This window comes from Nocardia sp. NBC_00565 (genome assembly GCF_036345915.1).
Classification (GTDB): domain Bacteria; phylum Actinomycetota; class Actinomycetes; order Mycobacteriales; family Mycobacteriaceae; genus Nocardia.
Window position 1 is genome coordinate 3,547,682 of the sequence record NZ_CP107785.1, and the last position, 22,193, is coordinate 3,569,874.

General features: G+C 64.8%; 17 protein-coding genes and 1 pseudogene. 8 read left to right on the forward strand and 10 right to left on the reverse strand.

Features of this window, described 5'->3' with window-relative positions; translation table 11 throughout:
* Positions 1-10: 10 nt before the first annotated feature.
* From OG874_RS16915 to OG874_RS16950, 8 genes are read right to left on the reverse strand one after another with little or no spacing between them, the layout of a single operon-like run.
* Positions 11-1,429, reverse strand: coding sequence for an MCE family protein (locus tag OG874_RS16915; RefSeq protein WP_330256093.1), 1,419 nt, complete (start codon positions 1,427-1,429; stop codon positions 11-13).
* The gene (locus tag OG874_RS16920) at positions 1,426-2,568 is read right to left on the reverse strand and encodes an MCE family protein (RefSeq protein ID WP_330256094.1); all 1,143 of its coding nucleotides are present in this window, start codon (positions 2,566-2,568) and stop codon (positions 1,426-1,428) included. Before OG874_RS16920 ends, OG874_RS16915 begins: the two co-directional genes overlap by 4 nt.
* Entirely contained in the window at positions 2,568-3,848 is a 1,281-nt protein-coding gene (locus tag OG874_RS16925) for an MCE family protein (protein ID WP_330256095.1), read from the reverse strand. Before OG874_RS16925 ends, OG874_RS16920 begins: the two co-directional genes overlap by 1 nt.
* On the reverse strand, positions 3,845-4,960 hold the full coding sequence (locus tag OG874_RS16930; protein WP_330256096.1) for an MCE family protein: 1,116 nt from the start codon (positions 4,958-4,960) through the stop codon (positions 3,845-3,847). The genes OG874_RS16925 and OG874_RS16930 overlap by 4 nt, the downstream gene beginning before the upstream one ends.
* On the reverse strand, positions 4,960-5,979 hold the full coding sequence (locus tag OG874_RS16935) for an MCE family protein (RefSeq protein WP_330256097.1): 1,020 nt from the start codon (positions 5,977-5,979) through the stop codon (positions 4,960-4,962). The genes OG874_RS16930 and OG874_RS16935 overlap by 1 nt, the downstream gene beginning before the upstream one ends.
* A complete protein-coding gene (locus OG874_RS16940; protein ID WP_330256098.1) occupies positions 5,976-7,178 on the reverse strand; it encodes an MCE family protein in 1,203 nt (400 codons plus the stop codon). The genes OG874_RS16935 and OG874_RS16940 overlap by 4 nt, the downstream gene beginning before the upstream one ends.
* A 12-nt stretch (positions 7,179-7,190) precedes the next feature.
* Positions 7,191-8,012, reverse strand: a complete 822-nt coding sequence (locus tag OG874_RS16945; protein WP_330256099.1) for an MlaE family ABC transporter permease — start codon at positions 8,010-8,012, stop codon at positions 7,191-7,193.
* 2 nt (positions 8,013-8,014) lie between these two features.
* Positions 8,015-8,731: an MlaE family ABC transporter permease gene (locus OG874_RS16950; protein ID WP_330257315.1), complete on the reverse strand. Its 717-nt coding sequence runs from the start codon at positions 8,729-8,731 to the stop codon at positions 8,015-8,017.
* 363 nt (positions 8,732-9,094) lie between these two features.
* Between OG874_RS16950 and OG874_RS16955 the strand changes: the two genes are divergently transcribed.
* Entirely contained in the window at positions 9,095-10,432 is a 1,338-nt protein-coding gene (locus tag OG874_RS16955; protein WP_330256100.1) for a C40 family peptidase, read from the forward strand.
* Positions 10,433-10,576: 144 nt separating this feature from the next.
* On the opposite strand, the gene OG874_RS16960 is transcribed toward OG874_RS16955, so the two are convergent.
* Both OG874_RS16960 and OG874_RS16965 read right to left on the reverse strand, forming a co-directional pair.
* Positions 10,577-11,752, reverse strand: a complete 1,176-nt coding sequence (locus OG874_RS16960; RefSeq protein WP_330256101.1) for a helix-turn-helix transcriptional regulator — start codon at positions 11,750-11,752, stop codon at positions 10,577-10,579.
* A gap of 14 nt (positions 11,753-11,766) precedes the next feature.
* Positions 11,767-12,906 (reverse strand): LuxR C-terminal-related transcriptional regulator, encoded by a 1,140-nt coding sequence (locus tag OG874_RS16965; protein WP_330256102.1) that lies wholly within the window; start codon positions 12,904-12,906, stop codon positions 11,767-11,769.
* 327 nt (positions 12,907-13,233) lie between these two features.
* Between OG874_RS16965 and OG874_RS16970 the strand changes: the two genes are divergently transcribed.
* From OG874_RS16970 to OG874_RS17000, 7 genes and pseudogenes are all read left to right on the forward strand, one after another.
* The gene (locus tag OG874_RS16970) at positions 13,234-14,214 is read left to right on the forward strand and encodes an NAD(P)H-dependent flavin oxidoreductase (protein WP_330256103.1); all 981 of its coding nucleotides are present in this window, start codon (positions 13,234-13,236) and stop codon (positions 14,212-14,214) included.
* Positions 14,215-14,410: 196 nt separating this feature from the next.
* Positions 14,411-16,009: an acyl-CoA carboxylase subunit beta gene (locus OG874_RS16975; RefSeq protein ID WP_330256104.1), complete on the forward strand. Its 1,599-nt coding sequence runs from the start codon at positions 14,411-14,413 to the stop codon at positions 16,007-16,009.
* A gap of 8 nt (positions 16,010-16,017) precedes the next feature.
* Positions 16,018-18,024 (forward strand): acetyl/propionyl/methylcrotonyl-CoA carboxylase subunit alpha, encoded by a 2,007-nt coding sequence (locus tag OG874_RS16980; protein WP_330256105.1) that lies wholly within the window; start codon positions 16,018-16,020, stop codon positions 18,022-18,024.
* Positions 18,021-18,785: an enoyl-CoA hydratase/isomerase family protein gene (locus OG874_RS16985; protein WP_330256106.1), complete on the forward strand. Its 765-nt coding sequence runs from the start codon at positions 18,021-18,023 to the stop codon at positions 18,783-18,785. The genes OG874_RS16980 and OG874_RS16985 overlap by 4 nt, the downstream gene beginning before the upstream one ends.
* Positions 18,785-19,585, forward strand: coding sequence for a TIGR03084 family metal-binding protein (locus OG874_RS16990; RefSeq protein WP_330257316.1), 801 nt, complete (start codon positions 18,785-18,787; stop codon positions 19,583-19,585). The genes OG874_RS16985 and OG874_RS16990 overlap by 1 nt, the downstream gene beginning before the upstream one ends.
* A 13-nt stretch (positions 19,586-19,598) precedes the next feature.
* Positions 19,599-21,389 carry an acyclic terpene utilization AtuA family protein gene (locus tag OG874_RS16995; protein ID WP_330256107.1) on the forward strand — a complete coding sequence of 597 codons (1,791 nt, stop codon included), beginning with the start codon at positions 19,599-19,601 and terminating at the stop codon, positions 21,387-21,389.
* Positions 21,389-22,179, forward strand: a pseudogene (locus OG874_RS17000) (acyl-CoA dehydrogenase family protein). Before OG874_RS16995 ends, OG874_RS17000 begins: the two are co-directional and overlap by 1 nt.
* The last annotated feature ends 14 nt before the right edge of the window (positions 22,180-22,193 follow it).

Below are 22,193 nucleotides of genomic sequence, written 5' to 3' on the forward strand. Positions count from 1 at the left end.
AGGAGAAGCGTTAACAGTGGCCTCCTGTCAACAGGGTCTGCAGAGTCGGCGGACCCTGCACGCTTCCGGGCACCAGACCGGGCTGCGAATACGCGCGCCCGTCACTGCCCACATATGAACCCGAGCCGGGGTCATAACTCGCGGTGCCGACCTGGGGCGTCGGCTCCGGTGTCCGCGCATCGGCGGGAGCAGCCGGACCGCCAACGGCCGGAGTCGGATTCTCCAGCCAGGGATTGGTGCCCTGCGGCACGTACTGCTCGTCGCTCTTGCAGATATCCACCGTCGGTGCACGCTTTCCCGGCACATCCATGCATGGCAGATTTCGAGCGCCACGACTGGCATTGGGCGCATCCGCCGGTATCGCACAGAAGATGGGATCGGGCGTGCGAGTGGGGGCATCGACGGACGAACCATCGCGGCGCTCGGATCCCGGCAGGAATCCGGTGGTGCACGGCGGCGGGGCATTCAGATTCAGCTTGAAGTCGAGGAACGCGCGGTTGGTGCCGCCCGAGTCCGGGACGTTGATGGTCTTGAGTGCACTGACGCTCGCGGGCAACAGGACCAGCAGTTGTTCGATCGACGCGTTGTAGGTGACGGCCACCTGGCCCAGGCTCGTCAGGTTCGCGACCAGCAGTGGTGTCGTCAAGTGCAGTCGCTGGAACAAGTCGCTCGCCTCGCGGGCGGCCCCGGGACCGGTCGCGAGAATGTCCTGGATGTGCTGGTCGTTGGCCTGCGCCTGCTGTACGGAGTTGGCTAGGTGCGCCACCCATTCGCGCATCGCCGGGCTGCTGACCTGCTGCGAATCGAGGAACGACGCCGAATCATTGATCAGGGTGGTCATCGAATCGGTATCCGCGTTCGCCTGATCCAACACTCGGTCCGCACCGTTGAGGAGGCGCTGCAAAGCGTTGCCGGTGCCCCCGAACGCGTTGTGCGTCTCCTCGATCAGGGTGGTCAGCTTGTCCTGGGGAATGGAGGTGAGGCTCGCGTTGAGCGTGTCGATCAGCGGGGCGATGTCCTGCGGCACCGTCGTCCGCGTCACCGGCACCACATCACCGTTGTGCAGGAACGGCCCCTCTGATGACGTGGGCACGAAATCCACATACTGCTCGCCGATGGCCGATCGGCTGTGCACATTGGCCTTGGCCGACACCGGAATTCGTGCCGAGCTGTCCATATTCAGCGTCGCCACCGCACCGGCCGCCGTCGGTGCGACCCCGGTTACGATCCCGACCGTCTTGCCCCGATAGGTGACGTTGGCGCTGTTGTACAGCCCGCCGCTCGTCGCGAGTTCGATCGATACCGTGTAGCGGCCGACGCCGGCCAGCGAGGGCAGGCGCATATAGACGATACCCATGATGACCAGCGCGATCACCGTGAGAATGGCGAAGATGACCAACTGGATCTTGACGAATCTGGAGAGGATCATTTCCCACCTCGGATCGCGACCGAGTCCAGGCCGGCGGTCAACGGATTCTTCGTCGATAACGCCGGGACGCGATCGACAGTTCGCCCGAGGGCCGTTTCGGCATTGGTCAGCAGACCTTCGAGCGCAGTCCCCTGGAGCAGTCCGCGATCGAGCCGCCCGAGCGTCAAATCGACCGTGCCGCTGAGATTTCCGGCATCGCCACGGAAGAACTTCGGGATATTGGCCAGCGGCCACGGATAGGTCGGCAGCAGACCGAGCGCGTTCGGCAGATCGGGACCCGCGTCGGCGAGCGCGCGCATAGCGGGCTCGATATCGCGCAGGTTCTGCTGCAAATCCGCGGAGCTGGCGGTGACCACCCGGTTCGCCGAATCGGCGAAGCCTCCGAGCGAAAGCAAGGTATCGGTGAGCCGCTGCCGCTGCTCTTGCAATATCACCAATGCGGGCGGGATCCGGTCCAGTGCCCCGGCAAGGACGTCGTTCTGCTGCCCGACCGTCGCGGCGAGCCGGTCGAGTCCCTCAGCGGCCGTGAGGATGTCGTCACGCTGGCCGTTGAGGCTCGCGCTGAAGGTGTCGGTCCGGGTGAGCAGATCGCGAATCTCGGACTCGTGGCCGGACAGCGACGCGTTCGCCTGGGTGCTGATCTCCTGTATCTGCGCGAGCCCGCCGCCGTTCAGCACCGTCGACAATGAGGCCAGGGTCTGCTCGGTCGTCGGGTAGGTGCTGGCGTGTTCCATCGGAATGACGCTGCCGTCCTTCAGTTCTCCCGACGCGGGTTCGTTCAGCGGTGCGGCCAGCTCGATGTGCAACGAGCCGAGCAGACTGGTCTGACCGATCTTCGCGGTGGCATTGGCGGGCAGATGCACATCCCGGTCCAGTCGCACCGTGACAAGTGCGTGCCAGCCCTCCAATTGGACGTCGGCGACATTGCCCACCGTGACGTCATTCACCCGAACGCGCGAATTGCGTTGGATGGACATCACATTCGGCATCTGGATCTTGACCGCGTACGCACCGGCCCCGCCGCCCTCGGTGCCCGGCAGCGGCAACGAATTCGGCCCCTGCCAGTCACATCCGGACGCCATGGTCAGGCTGCCGATCAACGCCAATGTCGCGATACAAGAGCGCTGCTCGAACCGCATTACCGACCACCTCCTTGGTTCGGGATGCCGAGCAATCCGGGCAGACCGGCGGCCGCGTCCACCGGTTGGGTGGCCGTCGGAGCGGGTGCCGCACCGCGCAGCCACTGTTCGCTGTAGTCGATCTGCTCCGGGCGCGTGGACAGGCCTGATACCGGATTGATGCCTGCGGGCGGGTAGTTCATCGTGAGCAGTCGCAACACCGGTGCCAGCTGCGAAACGCACAACTTCGCCGCCTCGGCCGCGCCGAGTTGGCTCGCCGATTGGATTGCGCCACAGATGAACTGGACCGGATTGCGGAACTGCGTGACGGCCAGCGCGCCGGTGAACGAACCCTGTGCCGGGTTGTAGATGTTGTAGAAGTTCTGAATCGCGGTCGGCGCGACATGCAGCAGCTGCTCGATATTCGGTCGAACATCGTTGAGCGCCTTGGTCACCGCCGCCAGATCCTCGACCGATTTGGTGGCCCCGTCTCGGTTGTCGGTGACGAACTGCTCGAGTCGGCTCGACATCGCGTCGACACTTTGCAGCGCGCGACCGAGCTCCTGATCGGAGTCGTCGAGCGCGCTCGACACCGAGGCGACATTCTGGTTCAACCGGACGATCTCGGTGTCACTGGCCGACAGTGCCGTCATGAACGCCTGCAGATTCCGCAGGGTGGCGAAGAGATCGTCACGCCCGTCCGACAGCGTCGACATGGCATTCGACAGCTTGGTCAGCGTGTCGTTGATCTGATCACCTCTGCCGCTCAACGCATTCGCCGCCGAGTTCACGAAATCGCCGAGTGCACCGGCCTTGTTCTGCTCCGTCGGATTGATCGACTCGGCCAGCGACTGCAACTGCTTGCGCAGGTCGTCCCATTCGACCGGGACCGCGGTGCGCTCGAGCGGGATTTCGGCGCCGTCGGGCAGCTCGGGACCGCCGGTATAGGCGGGTGTCAACTGGATCGCCCGTGCCGATATCAGGCTCTGTGCAAGGACTACCGCCTTGGCCTGCGCGGGAATCCGGTAGTCGGAGTCGTAGTGGAACTTCACTCGCATCCGGTCGCCGCGCGGATCGATAGCGTCGATCGATCCGATATCGACGCCGAGCATCTTGACGCGGTCACCGACGAACAGGCCGTTGGTGTTGTCGAAGTAGGCGATCGCGGATTTCGTGGTGACCTGGTCGTATACGTGCCAGCCCAGTCCGGCGGCCGCCGCCAGCATCACGGCGCTCACGCTCAGAATCGCGATTCTGGTCTTGGTCGACCGGCCTTTGATGATGGATCGCAACACGGTCATCCTCCCAATCCTGGAAGCGGCGGCAGCCCGGGCAGCGGGGGCAATCCCGGCAGCGCCGGTGCCGGCGCGGGTGCGGGTGCCGGGTCGGTCGACTGCCCGGTCAGTGCGCCGGGATCGATGCCGGCGTCCTTGAATGCCGCGTCGATGAACGGCTGCAGGAACTGTCCCGGAAGCAGATTCATGATGTAGGCCTTGAAGAACGGCCCGGACGCCACCGATTCACCGAGCGAGGTGATGTATTGGCTGGCGGGCAGGATGGCCTTTGCCAGATCGTCCTTGCGCCGATTCAGCAGGTCGGTGACGCCGTTGAGTTGCTCCAGCACCGGGCGCAGCTGCTGCTGGTTCTCGTCGATCAATGCCGCGATATTCGACGTCACGGCCGAAAGGTTGGTCAGCAGGGTCTGGATCGCCTGTCGTCGCTGATTCAGCGCGCCGAACAGCGTATTCGCGTCCAACAGCAATTTGTTGATCTGGTCGCTGCGGCTGCCGAGCACCTTCGTCAGGGATTCGGCGTTGTGGAACAGGTCCTGCACCATCCTGTCCCGCGATCCGACCGAATCCGACAGTCGCGCAACGCCGTTCAACGCGGCGCCCAGATTCGGCGCGGTCTGGTCCAAGGTGCGGCTCAGCGTATCCAGCGCACCGGTCACCTGGCCGAGATCGAGGTTGCTGACGGTTGTCGACAGATCCCCGAGCGCGTCGGTCAGCAGATACGGCGTCGTCGTGTGCTCGATCGGAATCGGCCGATCCGGCGGCAGCTCCTTGTCACCGCGGGGCGTGACCTGAAGGAACTTCTTGCCGAGCACGGTCAACGTCTTGATCGACACCTCGGTGTCGACGCCGAGCGCCGGACCGTCGACATCGAACTTCATCAGCACTTTGTCGCCGTCGAGTTCGACCTTCTCGACCTTCCCGACCTGAACACCGGCCAGAAATACCTTGTCCCCCGCCACCACTCCGCCGGTGTCGCCGAAGTACGCCGAATAGGTGGTGGCCGAACCGAACCAGGAGGTGATCGTGTCGAAGCTCACCGCGACGACGACGAGCGCGATCACGACGAGAATGCCGATCAGGCCGGTCCGTGCGGTCTGCGATTTCTTGATGTTGCTCATCAGGGTGTGCACCTTCCTGCCCGCTGCCCGATGATCGGGATGTAGACCGGATTGCCGCCGGGGCCGTTCACCTTGAGCTGCACGTCGCAGAGATAGAAGGTGAAGAAGTCGCCGTAGAGGCCCAGCCGCGACAGCCGGTTGTACGCGTCGGGCAGACTGCCGAGCGCCCAGTCGACGTATCCCTTATCGGCATTGAGCACACCGGCGAGCCGACCGGCCTCGGTGATATCGGATTTGATGGTGGGCCGCGCGTTCGTCAGCAGATCCGATACCGACCGCGACGCATCGTTGACCCGGACGAGCGCGTCGCCGATGGGATCGGACTGCTCGGCCAGACCGCTGATCAGCTGCTGCAGTTTGTCGATGCCGTCGTTGAATTGGGCGTTGCGCTGATCGACGGTGCCGAGCACGGTGTTCAGGTTGTGGATGACCGATCCGATCAGCTGATCGCGGTCGGCCAGCGTCGAAGTCAGTTCTCCCGCCTGCTGTAGGACGCCGTTGATCGTTCCGCCCTGCCCCTGGAGCACGGCAACCAGCGAGGTCGACAGCCGGTTGACCTGATCGGGTTCGAGCGCCTTGAACAGCGGACGGAATCCGTTGATCAACGCATCGAGATCCAGTGCGGGTACCGTGCGGTCGGCCGGGATGGTCGAATGCTCGGGTTGCGGTGTCGTCGAACCCGGGTTGTCCAGGAGTTCGAGATAGTGTGCGCCGACCAGGTTTTCGTAGCGCACGGCGAGTTTGGTCGACTCGGTCAGCGGCACATCACGATTGAGCGCGAACTCGACCAATGCGGTGCCCTTGCCGACCACCTCGACCGACTTCACCTTGCCGACCTCGACGCCGGCGACGCGGACGAATTCCGCGGACTTCAAACCCGATGCGTCGGAGAATTCGGCTTTGTAGGTCCGCTCCGAGCCGAACCGCATCTGTGCGAACACGATGACGACCGCGGTGGTGAAGAAGAGCATGACCACTGTGAAGACGGACAGCCTGATGATCGTTCCGGATATCTTCATCGTTGCGCAGGCCCTCCCAGGATGTTTCCGAACAGGTATTCCGCGAAGTACGGCGATCCGATGCGGGGCGCGGTCGAGTTGACGATGTTCGCGCCGGTATCGGTGACGAGCACCGGAGCCGGATACATCTCCCGCGTGATCATCGGGTAGCAGCCCGGCTGTCCACCCGGACCGCCGGTAGCGGCTACCTTCGGCAGATTCTCCGGATACCGGTAGGGATCGGCGCCGCCGAGGAATCCGATATCGAGATCGGCGGAATAGCCGGTATTTCCGCCGAACGAGTGCAATTGCGCGTCCCGGGCATCGACGCTCTGGTGCAGCAGACAGGTCAGCTCCGGGCTGTACTTCGACAGCAGTCCCGCGGTGGGGACCAGCAGTCGCATCGAATCGACCAGACCGTGCTCGAGATCGTTGGTCAGCCCAGCGCCCTCCTTGCCGAAGGTGACCGCCGCCTGCAATATCGACACCAGTTCGGATTCCCGCGCGACGACGGAGTCGGCGGTGGTCGTCGCGTAGCCGAGCATTTCGAGCAGCCGTGGCGCGATATCCGCGTAAACACCGGTGACGTCCGCCAGATCGGTCAGGTCGCGCTGGAACTGCGGCAGCGCCGGATTGAGCCGGACCAGCATCGAATCCGCTTTGACCGCAGTGTCGCCGAGCTCCTGTCCCTTACCACGCATGCCGTCCGCAACGGCCGAGAGCGCCGCGTTGAGTTTCGCGGGGTCGATATGCCGCATGACCGATGCGAGGTTCTCGAAGACGGTATTCACCTCGGTGGTGACATTCGTCGATCGCACCTCGGCACCGGCCGCGAGCGGCCGCTGCTGTGGTGCCGACGATGTCTGCAGAGCAACGTATTTGGAGCCGAACGCGGTTGTCGCCTTGATCTCGGCACTGGTGTCCGCGGATAGCAGCGAGAACCGTTTCGAGTCGATATCCAGATTCAAACGCGCCCGGCCGTTACCCTGTGCGACATCGCGGACCCGCCCGATGACGACGCCGTTCAGCTTGACCTTCGCACCCGGTTCCAGGACCAGCCCGGAGCGGTCGGCGACTACGGTGATCGGCACCGTCCGCTTCAGGTTACCGTGAAATGTCAAGGTGCAGAGCAGGATTGCGCCGAGTAGCCCGGCGGTCATCGCGAGGCCGGCCCGCACCAGCGGCGGTTTCTTGTAGTGGTTCTTCCTACCCGTACTCATGGCCCGCGTCCCCTATCCCGCCAGATCGAAGTTGCCGGATACGCCATAGATGGCCAGGGATGCGAACAGCACGACCATCACCACCGCGGCGAGCGACGTGCGCACTGCCCGACCGACGGCCTCCCCCACGCCTGCCGGTCCACCGGCGGCGTTGTACCCGTAGTAGCAGTGGATCAGCATGACCACATTCGCCATCAGCAGCGCCTGCAGAAAGGACCAGGAGATATCGCTGGGCCGCAAGAAGGTGAAGAAGTAGTGGTTGTAGACGCCCGAGGATTGACCGTAGATATTGACCGTGGTCACCTGTGCGGCAAGGAAAGACATCACAACCGCCATCGCGTACAGCGGCACGATCGCCACCATCCCGGCGATCACCCGCGTCGACACCAGATACGACATCGATCGGATTCCGGTGACCTCGAGCGCGTCGATCTCCTCGCTGATCCGCATCGCGCCCAATTGCGCGGTCGACCCGGCGCCGATGGTCGCCGACAAGGCGATCCCGGCGGTGATGGGCGCCATGATGCGCACATTGCAGAACGCGGCGAAGAACCCGGTCAGCGCCTCGACACCGATATTTCCCAGCGAATTGAAGCCTTGGATGGCGGCCAGCGTGCCGCCCGCGAAGGTCATGAACCCGACGATCGCGACGGTGCCGCCGATGACAGCGAGTGTGCCGGTGCCCATGCCGATTTCGGCGATCAGGCGCAGTGTTTCCCGGTTGTAGGCCCGCAGCGCGTGCGGCGCGTAGCGGGCGGCCTTCCAATAGAACAGCGCTTGGTCACCGAGGGATTCCAGGGTCCGGCGCGGTGTCGCGAAAGATAGTGTGGCCATGGTCATTTCCCCGTTCCGTACTTGACGCCGACCGCGGTCGCGACGACGTTCACGGCGAACAGGGCCATAAACGCATAGACCACTGTTTCGTTCACCGCGTCTCCGACGCTCTTCGCCCCGCCCTTCACCGTGAGCCCGCGGTAGCAGGCCACCAGACCGGCGATCAGACCGAAAATGCAGCCCTTGGTTTCAGAAATGACGACCTCCGGCGTACCGGTGACGAAGGTCAGCGAGGATACATAGGCACCCGGCGTGACGTTCTGGAAGAAGACGGAAAAGATGAATCCGCCGACGATGCCGATGGTGATGACCAGACCGTTCAGCAACAACGCAATCAGGGTCGAGGCCAATACCCTTGGCACGACGAGCCTTTGGATCGGATCAATGCCGAGTACCCGCATCGCGTCGATCTCCTCACGGATGGTGCGTGCGCCGAGATCGGCGCATATCGCGGTCGCACCGGCACCAGCGACGACCAATACGGTGACCAGGGGTCCGATCTGCGTCACCGCGCCAAGGGCAGCGCCGGCGCCGGAGAGATCCGCCGCGCCGAATTCCACCAGTAGGACATTCAGCGTGAACACGACCAGGACCGTGAAGGGCACCGCGACGAGCAGTGTGGGCACCAGCGATACCCGGACGATGAACCATGCCTGCAGCACGAATTCGCGCCATTGAAATGGCGGCTTGACCATTGCCCGAAACGTCGCGGCACACATCTCGAAGAAGGCGCCGATCGGGCGCAGTGTGCTTTTCACCGGACAAACGTATGACGCGAATCACCGTGGCCGCGATATCCCTTGGGGGGAAGCGGACCATCCGACCGGGGGATATCCCGAGCGGGCAATCGCTGCCGATCATGCGCGCCACCTGGCCTTTTCCACCGATGCGTGTCAACGGATATCGGCCGATCGGCGAACTACACGACCACCCCGCCCGCGTCGACCTCCCCATTAGGAGGGGGTATCGCCTCTCCGGGGAGGATGTGCTGAAAGTCGTGGCCCCGACATGATGTTTTCGTAATCCGCTTTCGCTGCCGAATTTTCGAGCCGGGCGGAAAGAATACAGAAGGGTGAGAAGCGATGTCGGATCCGATTTCCGTGATCGCCACTATCGTGGCGGCCGCGACAGGGGCGGTCGATAACTCCGAACTTCCGGACGATGCCAAAGTATCGGTGCGGGCGGCGGTCCAATCCGGTGGCGATGCGGCGATGTCGCTCACCGTCCAACTCGACAATGCGGTCGCGCAGCTGCCCGAACCGGCACAACAGGTCGCGCGGCAGGGAATTGGCGACGCCATCGATCGGGTCGCGGCCATGGTGCCGTCGAATGTTCCAGTGACACAACCCGATACCAGAACCGTGTTGCCCGAAGCCGAGGCCGACACCTATGACAGCCAACCCCTGCCGGTTGCGGGTATCACGACGCCATCGTCGAATCCCACCCAATATGCGATCGGCCCAGCACATTTCGCGACCGTGCCGGTGAGCAGTGCCTCGGCAGTGCCCGTGGCGAGCGGTGGGAATATCGCCACGTTCGTGCCCTGGTTCCGGCAGGCAGGTGGTTTGTGCCCGGGTATCAAGGCTCCGACCCTGGCGGCGCTCTATGCGGCCGAGAATGGATTCCGTTACGGCCCAACGGCACCGGTGTCACCGGCCGGGGCACTCGGGCCGGGCCAATTCATGCCCGCCACCTGGGCGATCTACGGTAAGGACGTACACGGCGACGGGATCGCGGACGTCTTCGACGTCGGAGATTCGGTGATGGCCTCCGGTCACCTGCTCTGCGATACCTATCGGGAGATCGAATCCTGGAAGCTGAGCGGGCTGGTCACCGGGGACACCCTCGATCTCACCCTCGCCGCCTACAACGCCGGAGCCGGAGCCGTGCTCCGGTCGGGCGGAATGCCATCGGGAAGCCCGGATTACGAGCATCAGACCAAACCTTACGTCGCCCGGATCCGCGCCACCGAAGAGCATTACGGCTGGCTGCTGGCGCCGGAAGACAGCCTCCGGCACGCCGAGGACAACCTGCACCACGCCGCGGATCTCGGACGCCGAATCATCGATCAGGCGATGAAATATCTTGGCATCCCCTATGTTTGGGGCGGCGGCGGCAGCAGCGGCCCGACCCTCGGCGGCTTCGACTGCTCCGGACTCACCTCCTTCGCCGTGCACGCGGCCTCAGGCGGTGCGGTTTCCCTGCCACGCACATCGCAAACCCAGTGGCAGATCGGCACCGAAATCCCGCTGTCCGAGGCGGCCCCCGGCGACCTGCTGTTCGGCAATTGGGGTCCCGGTGGTCCCGGACATGTCGCCATCTACCTCGGCAACGGCCAGATGATCCACGCCCCCACCCCCGGCGACGTGGTCCGCATCAGCCCGATCATGAATGACATGCAGGCCCGCCGAGTGCGCTGAACGGTGGAGTTGGTTGCCGCGGCACCCCCAGGAAAACGCACCGGGGGTGCTGCGACCTATTCAAGGAAAGCATGTGTGCCGCAACGGCCGCGCCGTCCGCTGGGGGGATTTCGGCAACCCGAAAGGGTGAAGTGCGCTGGGAGCTCACTGTCCCCGCAGCGACCACGCGATGGCCTGCGACCGATTCGCCGCGCCGAATTTGCGCAGAATATGTTTGACATGCGACTTCACGGTGCCCTCGGTGATAACCAGCTCTTCCGCGATCGCGCGATTGGTGGCACCGGCGACCATCAGCCGAAAGACATCCGCCTCACGCTCGGTGAGATCTCCGGTATCGCCGTACGCTCCTGGTGCGGTGATCGACGCGGCTTCCTGCCGTGCGCCCGCACTTTGCCGGGCTAGCTCGACTCCCGTTTCGCACAGTTCGTCCATGCGATCCACGGCGGCGCCGACGAGTTCGCGAACCTGATCACGTTGCCGCCGAAGACGTTCCAGCAGCACCGTCCGCTCATAGATGTGGCTGAAGCCATCGGTGAACGCCCACAGCACATCTCGATCGCCCTCATCGGTGCGACGCGTCAAGGGATAGTGATCGGCGTGCACGAATCCGACGACATCCTCGCCGTGCACGATGGGCGCCACGACATAGGACTTGGACCGACCGGCATCGACGATGATGGGCCGGTATACCGGGGCGTTCGAGGTGTCGTACACCAGCGACGGCCGACGTTTCGACATCAGCTGCGTCTCCGGCGCGCGGGAGTCGAGGGGGATGCTGTGATTGATCCAGTCCACGAACCACGACTCCGCTTCCCGTTCCGCCGAGAAGTGCGCCATCCAGGGCCGCCACGATTTGCCCTCGACCCGCGACAGCACCGCCCGCTGGAATCCGCAACGCAGCACGATCTCCTCGCAGGCCACGTCCAGCAGCGCCGTCGTATCCGGAATGCCGCGCAACCGGCTCAGCCCCGCCGCGCAGTCGGCGAGTCGCTGACTGCGCTGACTCGTATCGTGCAGGTAGAGATCCATTGCGAGCTGCTGCAATTCAAGGATCAAACCGCACAGCCGCTCGGCGGTTTCGATGTCGGTACTGCGCGTATTCCGCAGGCGCGCGATGCAGAAATGGATCAGGTTCGCGACCACCTCCGCCGACCGCCACGGTCCGTCCCACGCCACTCGTGGCAGCGTCGTTTCCGCACCGGCCGTCTCGAATACCGCGTCGCGCAGCACCGCGAGTCGGCTGATCAGATCGCCTTCCCGTCGCCGCCAGCCCTGCCGGAGGCGGCCGGTCGGACTGATACCGATGCCATCGGTTGCCATTGCTATCGCCATTGTCAAACCCGCCGCTCGTTGTTCTCGGCGCGCACATAGCGCGCTATCGCACTGGCGCGATTCGGTGCGCCCATCTTGTGCAGGATGTGCTTGACATGGGATTTCACGGTGCTCTCCGCCACCGTGAGTTGATCTGCCACTTGGGCATTCGTGGCGCCGCTCGCCAATAGCGCGAGCACTTCCCGCTCCCGGCCGGTGAGCTGCGAAAGTCCTTCGCGCACCGACGGTTCGGTGACCTCCGCGGCAAGCAGCACCGCGGGCTCGACATCCGGTATCGCGACCGCGGCGCGAATGGCGGGGCCGGGCAAGTGAACCGGCGCCTGCGCGGGACCGTCTAGTATCCGCTCGGCAGCCCGGAAGGTCTCGGCCAAGCGTTCGCGCTGTTCGGCCAGGCGTGATTCGAGGACCGCCCGTTCGTAGATCAGCCCGACCCCCTCCGCGAAGGTGCGCAGACTATCTCGATCGGCCGTGGCGAGTGGGCGTTGCGACAGATAAGCGTCGGCATGCAGCAAGCCGATCACCGCACCGCCGACGACTATCGGTGCCACCACGTACTCCTGTGTTCGCGACGCCGCCATCAATGGGCGGAAGGTCCGCGGCTCGTACTGCGCGTCCTGCACCAGGGCGGGCAGCCGCCGCCGCACGATCTCCGCTTCCAACATCGGCGATGCCAAGGGGATCTGCAGGTCCGAGATGTAGTCGCTCAGTTCACGATTGAAGCCGCTGTCCTGACCATCGGACAGGAACAACAGTCGCGGCGCCCACATCGAACCGCGCACACTCGAGATCATCGCGCGATCGAATCCACCAGCCGCGCACAGTTCGGCGGGCGCGATGTCGAAGACCTCATCCGGAGTGGTCTTCCTGCGAACGCGCCCGAGCGCCTCGAAGATGCGTCCCGGCGCGTAACTGGGTTGCGCCAAGGCGTGTTTGCGCAACGTGGACTGCACGGCGCTGACATCGGTGAGGAGCTCGCACAGGTCGGTGATATCGGGCGAACCCGCCTGGACGGCGGCCAGCCGCCTGCTCGTTCGCTCGATTGTCAGACCGAGCAGCTGCATGTACGGACGGTTGGCGCCACCACCGGCGGCCTGGCGCGCCAGCTCGTTCACTCGCTCGTTCAGGTCGGAAATCCGCGCCAACAGTTCAGCAAACCTTTGGCCCGGTATCGCTGCCTGTGCCCTCATCATTCCTCGAGCTTCTGCTACCTCGCCGACGAAAAGCCCACTCGGCGTTCCGGATTGACGTCGGGCGTGGCCCGACTTCCGGTCCAACGATCGCGCCACGTTAACAATGTGTTGCACGATTTACTTTCCCGCCCATAATCGGTGATGCAGGTCACTGTGTCAAGGGGTCGCTATCAGCTTTTCTCGCTGTACATCGACGCAGAAACGGCCGATCGGCCGCCAACCGCTCCCAGGACAGCGGCGCTGCTGCCGTTTCTTAGTTACTCGTGATTTACTTTGTAGATGGCTGTACCCGACACCCTCTCGAACCGATTGACGCTCCCGGCCATCGCCGCGCCGATGACCAGCGTGTCCGGGCCTGATCTCGTGATCGCGGCCTGCCGCAACGGCGTGATCGGCGCATTTCCGACGCACAACGCGGCCACCACCCGGCAACTCGATGCCTGGCTGCGGGATATCACCGCGGCACTCAACCCTGACGGCACCGCTCGGATCGCCCCGGTGGCCCCGAATCTGGTGGTGCACCGCACGAACGATCGACTGCGCGAGGACCTCGACTGCCTGGTCCGGCACGGTGTCGAACTGGTGATCACCAGCGTCGGATCACCGCAACCGGTGATCGCGCCGCTGCACGCGATCGGCTGTCGCGTCTTCGCCGATGTCTCGAGCATGGCCCACGTGCGGCGCGCACTCGACGCGGGTGTCGATGGGCTCGTGCTGCTCACCGCGGGCGCGGGCGGACAGACCGGATGGGCGAATCCGTTCGCGTTCGTACGCGCGGTGCGACCACACTTCGACGGGCCGATCGTGCTCGCGGGCGGCGTCAGTGACGGCGCGTCGATGCTCGCGGCCCAGGTGCTCGGCGCCGACCTGGTGTATCTCGGGACCAGGTTCATCGCCACCACGGAGAGCTCGGCGGGGGACGACTACCGCGCGGCGCTGGTCGAATCGACACTCGACGATGTACGGCTGTCCACCCGGGTCGGCGGCATCCCCGCCAGCTTGCTGACCGCCTGGCTCGCACTCGACGACGAATCGCCGCCGGCGATCGCGGCCGAGGGCTTCCAACAGGACCGGCTACTGCGCAATCGGACGGCCTGGAGTGCCGGACACAGCGTGGCGGGCGTCGACGCGATCACCTCGGTCGACGAGCTGGTCCGGACCCTGACGACGCAGTACGAGCTGGCCAGGAACGCGCTCGCGGGGTTCGGACGGCGGCCCGCCGCGGATCTCATATCTGCGGATGCGAACCATGGCCTTTAGTTACTCACAAATCGCATAATCAGCTGCCCGCCGAACTGCCAGTCGCTCAGCTTCCAGCTTTCCCCAGCAAATCGGCAAAGACAAAGCCACTTCCGTGTCCGCAATTTTTGCGTTAGTGTATGGCCATTCACTAACTCGTACGGCTCCAGTCTCCGCGCAAGCCGTGATCGCGACACTCGAATCGAAAGGCGTACGGATGCCCGTACTCAAGTCCGAGGTCGACACCACATCGTCGACGTATCTCGACAACCACCGTGTGCAGTCGGCCGCCATCGGCGCCCTGGAGGAGCAACTCGCCCTGGTCGCCGCGGGCGGCGGCGAGCGCTATGCCAAACGCCATCACGATCGCGGCAAGATGCTTGTCCGCGAGCGGATCGAGCTGCTGATCGATCGCGACGCGCCCTTCATGGAAGTGTCGGCGCTTGCTGCCTGGGGCACCGAATTCAATGTCGGTGCGGCGATCGTGACCGGTGTCGGGCAGGTGTCCGGCGTCGAATGCATGATCATCGCGCACGACCCGACGGTGCGCGGCGGCACCATGAATCCGTACACGCTGCGAAAGAACCTGCGGGCGTTGGAGATTGCCCGCGTCAACCGGCTGCCGGTGGTGTACCTGGTCGAATCGGGCGGCGCCGACCTGCCGACGCAGGCGGAACTGTTCGTGCACGCCGGTCGGATCTTCCACGAGCTGACCGAACTGTCGTCGATGGGCATTCCGACGATCGCCCTGGTATTCGGCAATTCAACCGCCGGTGGGGCCTACGTGCCGGGCATGTGTGATTACGCGGTCCTGGTCGACAAGGGCGCCAAGGTCTTTCTCGGCGGCCCGCCGCTGGTGAAGATGGCCACCGGTGAGGATGCCGACGACGAAGCGCTCGGCGGCGCGGATATGCACTCCCGGATGTCGGGTCTGGCCGATTACTTCGCCGTGGACGAAACCGATGCCATCCGCATCGGGCGCGATATCGTCGCCCACCTGAACTGGCGCAAGCTCGGGCCGGGGCCGACCATGCCCGCCGACGAACCGTGCTACGACCAGGAGGAACTGCTCGGCATTGCTTCCGGCGATGCGCGCGTGCCGTTCGACCCGCGCGAGGTCATCGCCCGCATCGTCGACGGCTCCCGCTTCTCCGAGTACAAACCTCGCTGGGGCACCAGCATCGCGACCGGCTGGGCGTCGATCCACGGCTTTCCGGTCGGCATTCTCGCCAACACCCGCGGCGTGCTGTTCAGCGAAGAGGCCAAGAAGGCAACGGAATTCATCCTGCTGGCCAACCAGACCGACACGCCGCTGATCTTCCTGCACAACGTCACCGGGTTCATGGTCGGCACCGAATACGAGCAGGGCGGCATCATCAAGGACGGCGCCAAGATGATCAATGCCGTTACCAATAGCGACGTCCCGCACATCAGCATCAATATGGGTGGCTCGTTCGGCGCGGGAAACTACGGAATGTCCGGCCGCGCCTACGATCCCCGCTTCATGTTCACCTGGGCCAACGCCAAGCTGGCGGTCATGGGTGCCCAACAGCTGGCCGGTGTGCTCTCCATCGTCGGCAAGGCCGCGGCAGCCGCCGCGGGACGCGAATTCGACCTCGAGGCCGACGCGCAGCGAACCACCGCCATCGAGCGGCAGATCGAGAACGAATCGCATCCGTTCTTCGTCTCCGCCCGCATCTACGACGACGGCGTGATCGATCCGCGCGATACCCGTTCGGTGCTCGGCATGGCCCTGTCCGCTGCCCATTCCAATACAGTCGCCGGACGCCGCGGCTTCGGCGTTTTCAGGATGTGAGTACTGCCATGCCTTCGATCACCAAACTGCTCATCGCCAACCGTGGTGAGATCGCGTCGCGGATCATCCGCACCGCGCGGCAGATGGACATCGCCACCGTGGCGCTGTACTCCGACGCGGACCGCAACGCGCCCTATGTGCTGGCGGCGGACGAATCCGTCCATCTGCCCGGCACCGCGCCCGCCGACACCTACCTGCGCGCTGACCTGGTTCTCGCCGCCGCGCAGCGCACCGGCGCGGACGCGATCCATCCCGGCTACGGATTCCTTTCCGAGAACGAACAATTCGCGCGCGACTGCGCCGCAGCCAGGGTGACCTTCGTCGGCCCGAGCCCCGAGGCGATCGCCGCGATGGGCTCCAAGATCGAGGCGAAGAGCCTGATGGCCGCGGCCGGTGTGCCGGTCCTGCCGGGTGCGACCGTGGCGAACGCGGCGGATACCGACCCCGAACGCCTGCAGGCGGCGGCGCTGGAGATCGGCTTTCCGATCCTGGTGAAGGCGGCCTTCGGCGGCGGTGGGCGCGGTATGCGGATCGTCTCCGAGCAGAGCGAGCTCGTCGAGGCGGTGCACAGTGCCCGGCGCGAGGCCACCTCCGCGTTCGGGAACGGCACGGTCTTTCTGGAGAAGTTCGTCGAAGCACCGCGGCACATCGAGGTGCAGATCTTCGGCGATAGCTTCGGGACCGTGGTGCATCTCGGTGAGCGCGAATGCTCGATTCAGCGCCGTTACCAGAAGATCATCGAGGAATCACCGTCGACCGCCGTCGACGATGCGCTGCGTGACGAACTCGGCCGCGCCGCGGTCGCGGCGGGCAAGGCGCTGTCCTACGAGGGTGCAGGCACGGTGGAATTCGTGATGGCACAGGATGGTTCGTTCTACTTCCTCGAGGTCAACACCCGGCTGCAGGTCGAACATCCCGTCACCGAACTCGTTACCGGCATCGACCTGGTCCGTGGCCAGCTACTCGTCGCATCGGGTGCGCCGTTGCCGGAGGAGATGCTCGATGCCGCGCCGAAGGGGCACGCCGTCGAGGTGCGTCTCTACGCCGAAGACGTTGCGGCGGGCTTCATTCCGGTATCCGGCACGCTGACGACGCTGGAGTTTCCGGTTCTCGACGGCGTCCGTATCGACGCCGGATTCACCTCCGGTTCAGAGGTCAGCACCTACTACGATCCGATGCTCGCCAAGGTGATCGGCTACGGCACGGACCGCAACGCGGCCTGCGACGTGGTCGCCCGTGCACTCGAGGAGGCCCGAGTGCACGGTGTGACGACAAATCGGGATCTACTCATCGGCATCCTGCGCGAGAACGAATTCCGTTCCGGCGCCATCGATACCGGATACCTCGACCGGCACGACCCGGCGGGACTGATGGTTCGCCGCGGGGTCACCGAATCGGTTGTCGCGACACATGCGCTCGTAGCCGCCTTGGCGGCGCAAGCGGACCGGCGCGGCCGATCCGCGATACTGCCCGGTCTGCCATCGGGTTGGCGAACCCTGCCGAGCGCGCCTCAGTCGGTCTCGTTCACCTCCGGCGACGAGCACGTCGATGTGGAATACCGCTTCGACCGCACGCGCCTCACAGCCCGGGTCGGTGACTGGCAGCCGCAGACCATCGAGGTGAATGAGGCGACAGCCGAACTTGTCGATGTGGTCATCGACGGTGTACGCCGCAGATACCGCATAACACGTTCCGGGCCACTGCATTTCATCGATAGCGCGCTCGGCGCGACCGAGCTCCGCGAGGTCGAACGGTTCCCCGATCCCAGCGATATCCAGGAGGCCGGGTCGCTGCTCGCACCCATGCCCGGGACTGTCGTACGCATCGAAGTCGCTGAGGGCCAATCAGTTTCGGCCGGAGATCCGGTACTGGTACTCGAGGCGATGAAGATGGAACACACAATCCGCACACCCGCCGACGGCATTGTCACCAAGATCCCGGTTTCACTGTCCGCGCAAGTCGACGCGGGCCAGGTGCTGGCGATCGTGCATGACGGACAGGCGGCGGACGCATGACCAATGAGGTGCTCTACGAAGTTCGCGATGGTGTCGCGTGGCTGACCATCAACCGGCCCGACGCCCGCAACAGCCTCAACAAGGCGGTCCGGGACGGCCTGTTCGAGGGCGTGCGCCGATTCAACGATGACGACCTGGCCAAGGTGCTCGTACTCACCGGCGTCGGCGACAAAGCGTTCTGCGCCGGTGGCGACCTCAAGGAGATGTCCGAATCGAAGCTCACCATCCCGCCGATCGATTTCGTCCCACAGTTCGGGCGCAATATCGAGGTCGACAAGCCGACGATCGCCGCGGTCAACGGTGCGGCCTTCGCGGGCGGATTTCTGCTGGCGCAGACCTGCGACCTCTGCGTCGCCTCGACCACCGCGACCTTCGCCATCTCCGAAGTGAAGGTGGGACGCGGATCGCCATGGGCCGCACCACTTCCGCTGATGATACCGCGACGCGTCGCCATGGAGATCGTGCTGACCGGCGCACCGATGACCGCCCAGCGGGCGCACGAGATCGGATTCGTCAACCTGCTGGTCGCACCCGACGAGTTACACAGTCGCACAAAGACTCTCGCACAACAGATCGTCGCGAATGCCCCGCTGTCGGTGCTGGCCGGCAAGCGAACCACCACATTGAGCGCCGAGTATCCGTTGCGCGAAGCCTTCGAGCGCGCCGAAAAGATCTGGGCACCGGTGTATTCGAGCGAGGACGCACAGGAGGGCATGTTGGCCTTCGCTCAGAAACGTGCTCCGAAATGGCAGGGGAAGTAATGGCTCTGGACTACACCGCGTTACTGCGCGACGTCGAACAGGAATCGGATCGACTGATCGACGGCCTGTACTCATCGTCGGCCGACGCCTGGGAAACCCCGACCCCGGCAGCCGGATGGGCAATCCGAGACCAGATATCACATCTGGCGTTCTTCGACGATTTCGCACACCTGGCCCTGACCGACGCCGACCAATTTCGACTCGACGCCGCCCAATTGATGGCGCGCGGAACGGATTTCCCCGATCGAGTGGCCGAAGACTACCGGCGCCTCTCCCCTACCGAACTGCTGAATTGGTTCACCGAATCGCGCAACCGGCTCATCACCGCGTTCGCCACGGACGATCCACGGCGTCGGCTGCCGTGGTTCGGACCGGATATGAGCGTGGCCTCCTCGGCCACCGCGCGGCTGATGGAGACCTGGGCACACGGTCAGGACGTCTACGACGCTTTGGGCGTCGGTCACCCGCTCAGCTCAGGGCTGCGCAGCATCGCGCACCTCGGTGTGAGCACATTCGCCTTCGCCCACCGCCTCAATGGCCGCCAGGTACCCGAGGAACCGGTACGCGTCGAACTGGACGCACCCGACACCAACGAGATCTGGACGTGGGGACCCGATGATGCGATGAACCGGGTGACCGGGCCCGCGGAGGATTTCGTCCTCGTGGTCACCCAGCGCCGCCATCCGGACGATACCGACCTGACCGTCGAAGGTGATATCGCGGCGTCGTGGCTGGAAATCGCGCAGGCCTATGCGGGTGCGCCCGGGCGCGGACACGCTCGCCGAATCGCCGCTCATTGAAGGGAAATGACTCATGACGGAGACGACAACTCCGCGTCGACCGGTCCGCATCGGTAACGCGTCGGCGTTCTACGGCGACCGGATCGCGTCCTTCGCGGCGATGGTCGAAGGCGGGCCCGTCGACGTGGTAACCGGCGACTATCTCGCCGAGCTCACCATGTTGATTCTGTGGAAGGCCGAGCAGAAGGATCCCGAGACCGGTTATGCGCGAACGTTTCTGACGCAGTTCGCCCAAGTCGTGCGAACGTGTGCCGAACGTGGCATCAAGGTCGTCGTCAATGCAGGCGGACTCAACCCCGCGGGATTGGCGGCGCGTGTTCGAGCCATCGCCGAGGAAGCGGGCGTCGCGCTGTCGGTCGCGCACATCGAGGGTGACGACATCTCGCAACGCCTGACCGAACTTCAGGCCGCCGGACACCCGCTGCGCCATCTCGACAAGGGGCTGACGCTGGCCGAATCGGGCGCCGAACCGATTTCGGCGAACGCCTATCTCGGTGGCTGGGGGATCGCCGCCGCGCTGGCCCAGGGTGCCGATGTGGTCATCACGCCGCGCGTGACCGACGCGGCGCTGGTGCTCGGTGTGGGCGCCTGGTGGCACAACTGGCGGCGCACGGACTTCGACGCACTGGCCGGGGCGGTGGCGGCGGGTCACATCATCGAGTGCGGACCACAGGCGACCGGCGGCAACTACTCGCAGATGCACGAAATCACCGACCGCCGTTATCCGGGTTCGCCGATCGCCGAGCTGGCCCACGACGGCAGCTTCGTGATCACCAAGCACGAGGGGACCGGCGGATTGGTATCTCCCGGAACCGTTACCGCGCAACTGCTCTACGAGGTCGACTCCGCCGTTTACCTGAACCCGGATGTCGTCGCGCATTTCGACACGCTCGAGCTGATCCAGGATGGCGCGAACCGGGTCCGGGTGTCCGGCGCCACCGGATCCGCCCCGCCCTCGACACTGAAGGTCGCGATGAACTACATCGGCGGCTATCGGAACACGATGACCCTCGTGCTCACCGGGCTGGACATCGAGGAGAAGGCGCGGTGGGCGACCGAGCAGCTGTTCGAAATCCTTGGCGGGCGTGACTCTTTCGACGAGCTGGATGTGCAACTGCTGCGCTATGACGTGGCCGACCCGGTCCGCTTCAGCCAGGCGACCGCGCACCTGCGGGTCACCGTCAAAGATCGTGACCGCGCCAAGGTCGACCGGGCCTTCTCGAATGCCGTGCTGGAACTGGCGGTCGGCGGCTACGCCGGATTCCACACCACGACCCCGCCCACCTCCGCGTCGGAATTCGGGGTGTACTGGCCGACGGTGGTACCGGCCACGGAAATCGAACAGGTCGTCGTGCACGCCGATGGCACGCGCGAGAACATCGCGCACTGTCCGCAGACCGACGACCGTTTCTCGGCGGTCGCCGCCAGCGACGAATACGACACTGTCGCCATCGATTTCGGCCCTACTGCGCGCCGTCCGCTGGGTTCCATCGTGGCGGCTCGATCCGGCGACAAGGGCGGCAAGGCGAATGTCGGAGTCTGGACCGACACCGACGAACGCTGGAATTGGCTGCGGTCACATCTGACCACCGAGAAGTTCACCGAATTGGTCTCCGACGCACAAGGACTCGAAGTGCGCCGCCACGAGTTCCCCAACCTGCGCGCCCTGAACTTCGTCGTCGTCGGCTTCCTCGGCGACGGGGTCGCCTCCTCGACCCGAACCGACCCGCAGGCCAAGGGACTCGGGGAATTCCTTCGCGCGACCTACACCGACGTACCCGACAAACTCGTAGGAGCCCACTGATGGACTTCGCCGAATCGACCGAACAGCAAGAACTTCGGCGGGCAGTCGGGGCGATCACCGACAAATACGGGCCGCAGTACTACGCCGAGCGGGCAGTAGCGCACGAACCGACCACCGAGCTCTGGAAAGACCTGGCCGACCACGGTTTCATCGGGATCAACTTCCCCGAGGAATACGGCGGTGGCGGCGCCGGGATGACCGAATTGGCGATCGTGTGCGAGGAGACCGCCGCACACGGCTGCCCCCAGTTGCTCCTGCTGGTCTCGAGCGCCATATCCGGCGAGTTGCTGACAAAGTACGGCACCGACGCGCAGCGCCGGGAATGGTTGCCGCGCATGGCAGCCGGAACGACCAAGGTCGTCTTCGCCATCACCGAGCCCGATGCCGGATCGAACAGTCACCAGATTTCGACGATCGCTCGGCGCGATGGCAGCGACTACGTGCTCAATGGCACCAAGTACTACATCTCCGGCGTCGACGAGGCGGGCGCACTCATCGTCGTGGCCCGCACCGGCCGTGACGAGTCCAGCGGTGCCGCGCGCATGTCGCTGTTCCTGGTGCCCACCGACACACCCGGTCTTCCAACATCGCGAAGTACGCGGCGGCCGAAGCCGCCGTCGCCGCCGTCGACCAGGCAATCCAGATCCACGGCGGAAACGGTCTCAGCGCCGAGTACGCGCTACTCCCCCAGTGGGGGCTGGCCCGCTTGCTTCGCATCGCCCCGGTCAGCCGAGAGATGATCCTCAACTATGTCGCCCAGCACAGCCTGCGACTGCCCAAGTCGTACTGAACCTCACCGATGTG

Coding starts and splice junctions, on each gene's coding strand:
- OG874_RS16915 (WP_330256093.1), bottom strand. CDS start 1,429: ATGATCCTCTCCAGATTCGTCAAGATCCAGTTGGTCATCTTCGCCATT.
- OG874_RS16920 (WP_330256094.1), bottom strand. CDS start 2,568: ATGCGGTTCGAGCAGCGCTCTTGTATCGCGACATTGGCGTTGATCGGC.
- OG874_RS16925 (WP_330256095.1), bottom strand. CDS start 3,848: ATGACCGTGTTGCGATCCATCATCAAAGGCCGGTCGACCAAGACCAGA.
- OG874_RS16930 (WP_330256096.1), bottom strand. CDS start 4,960: ATGAGCAACATCAAGAAATCGCAGACCGCACGGACCGGCCTGATCGGC.
- OG874_RS16935 (WP_330256097.1), bottom strand. CDS start 5,979: ATGAAGATATCCGGAACGATCATCAGGCTGTCCGTCTTCACAGTGGTC.
- OG874_RS16940 (WP_330256098.1), bottom strand. CDS start 7,178: ATGAGTACGGGTAGGAAGAACCACTACAAGAAACCGCCGCTGGTGCGG.
- OG874_RS16945 (WP_330256099.1), bottom strand. CDS start 8,012: ATGGCCACACTATCTTTCGCGACACCGCGCCGGACCCTGGAATCCCTC.
- OG874_RS16950 (WP_330257315.1), bottom strand. CDS start 8,731: ATGTGTGCCGCGACGTTTCGGGCAATGGTCAAGCCGCCATTTCAATGG.
- OG874_RS16955 (WP_330256100.1), top strand. CDS start 9,095: ATGTCGGATCCGATTTCCGTGATCGCCACTATCGTGGCGGCCGCGACA.
- OG874_RS16960 (WP_330256101.1), bottom strand. CDS start 11,752: ATGGCAACCGATGGCATCGGTATCAGTCCGACCGGCCGCCTCCGGCAG.
- OG874_RS16970 (WP_330256103.1), top strand. CDS start 13,234: ATGGCTGTACCCGACACCCTCTCGAACCGATTGACGCTCCCGGCCATC.
- OG874_RS16975 (WP_330256104.1), top strand. CDS start 14,411: ATGCCCGTACTCAAGTCCGAGGTCGACACCACATCGTCGACGTATCTC.
- OG874_RS16980 (WP_330256105.1), top strand. CDS start 16,018: ATGCCTTCGATCACCAAACTGCTCATCGCCAACCGTGGTGAGATCGCG.
- OG874_RS16985 (WP_330256106.1), top strand. CDS start 18,021: ATGACCAATGAGGTGCTCTACGAAGTTCGCGATGGTGTCGCGTGGCTG.
- OG874_RS16990 (WP_330257316.1), top strand. CDS start 18,785: ATGGCTCTGGACTACACCGCGTTACTGCGCGACGTCGAACAGGAATCG.
- OG874_RS16995 (WP_330256107.1), top strand. CDS start 19,599: ATGACGGAGACGACAACTCCGCGTCGACCGGTCCGCATCGGTAACGCG.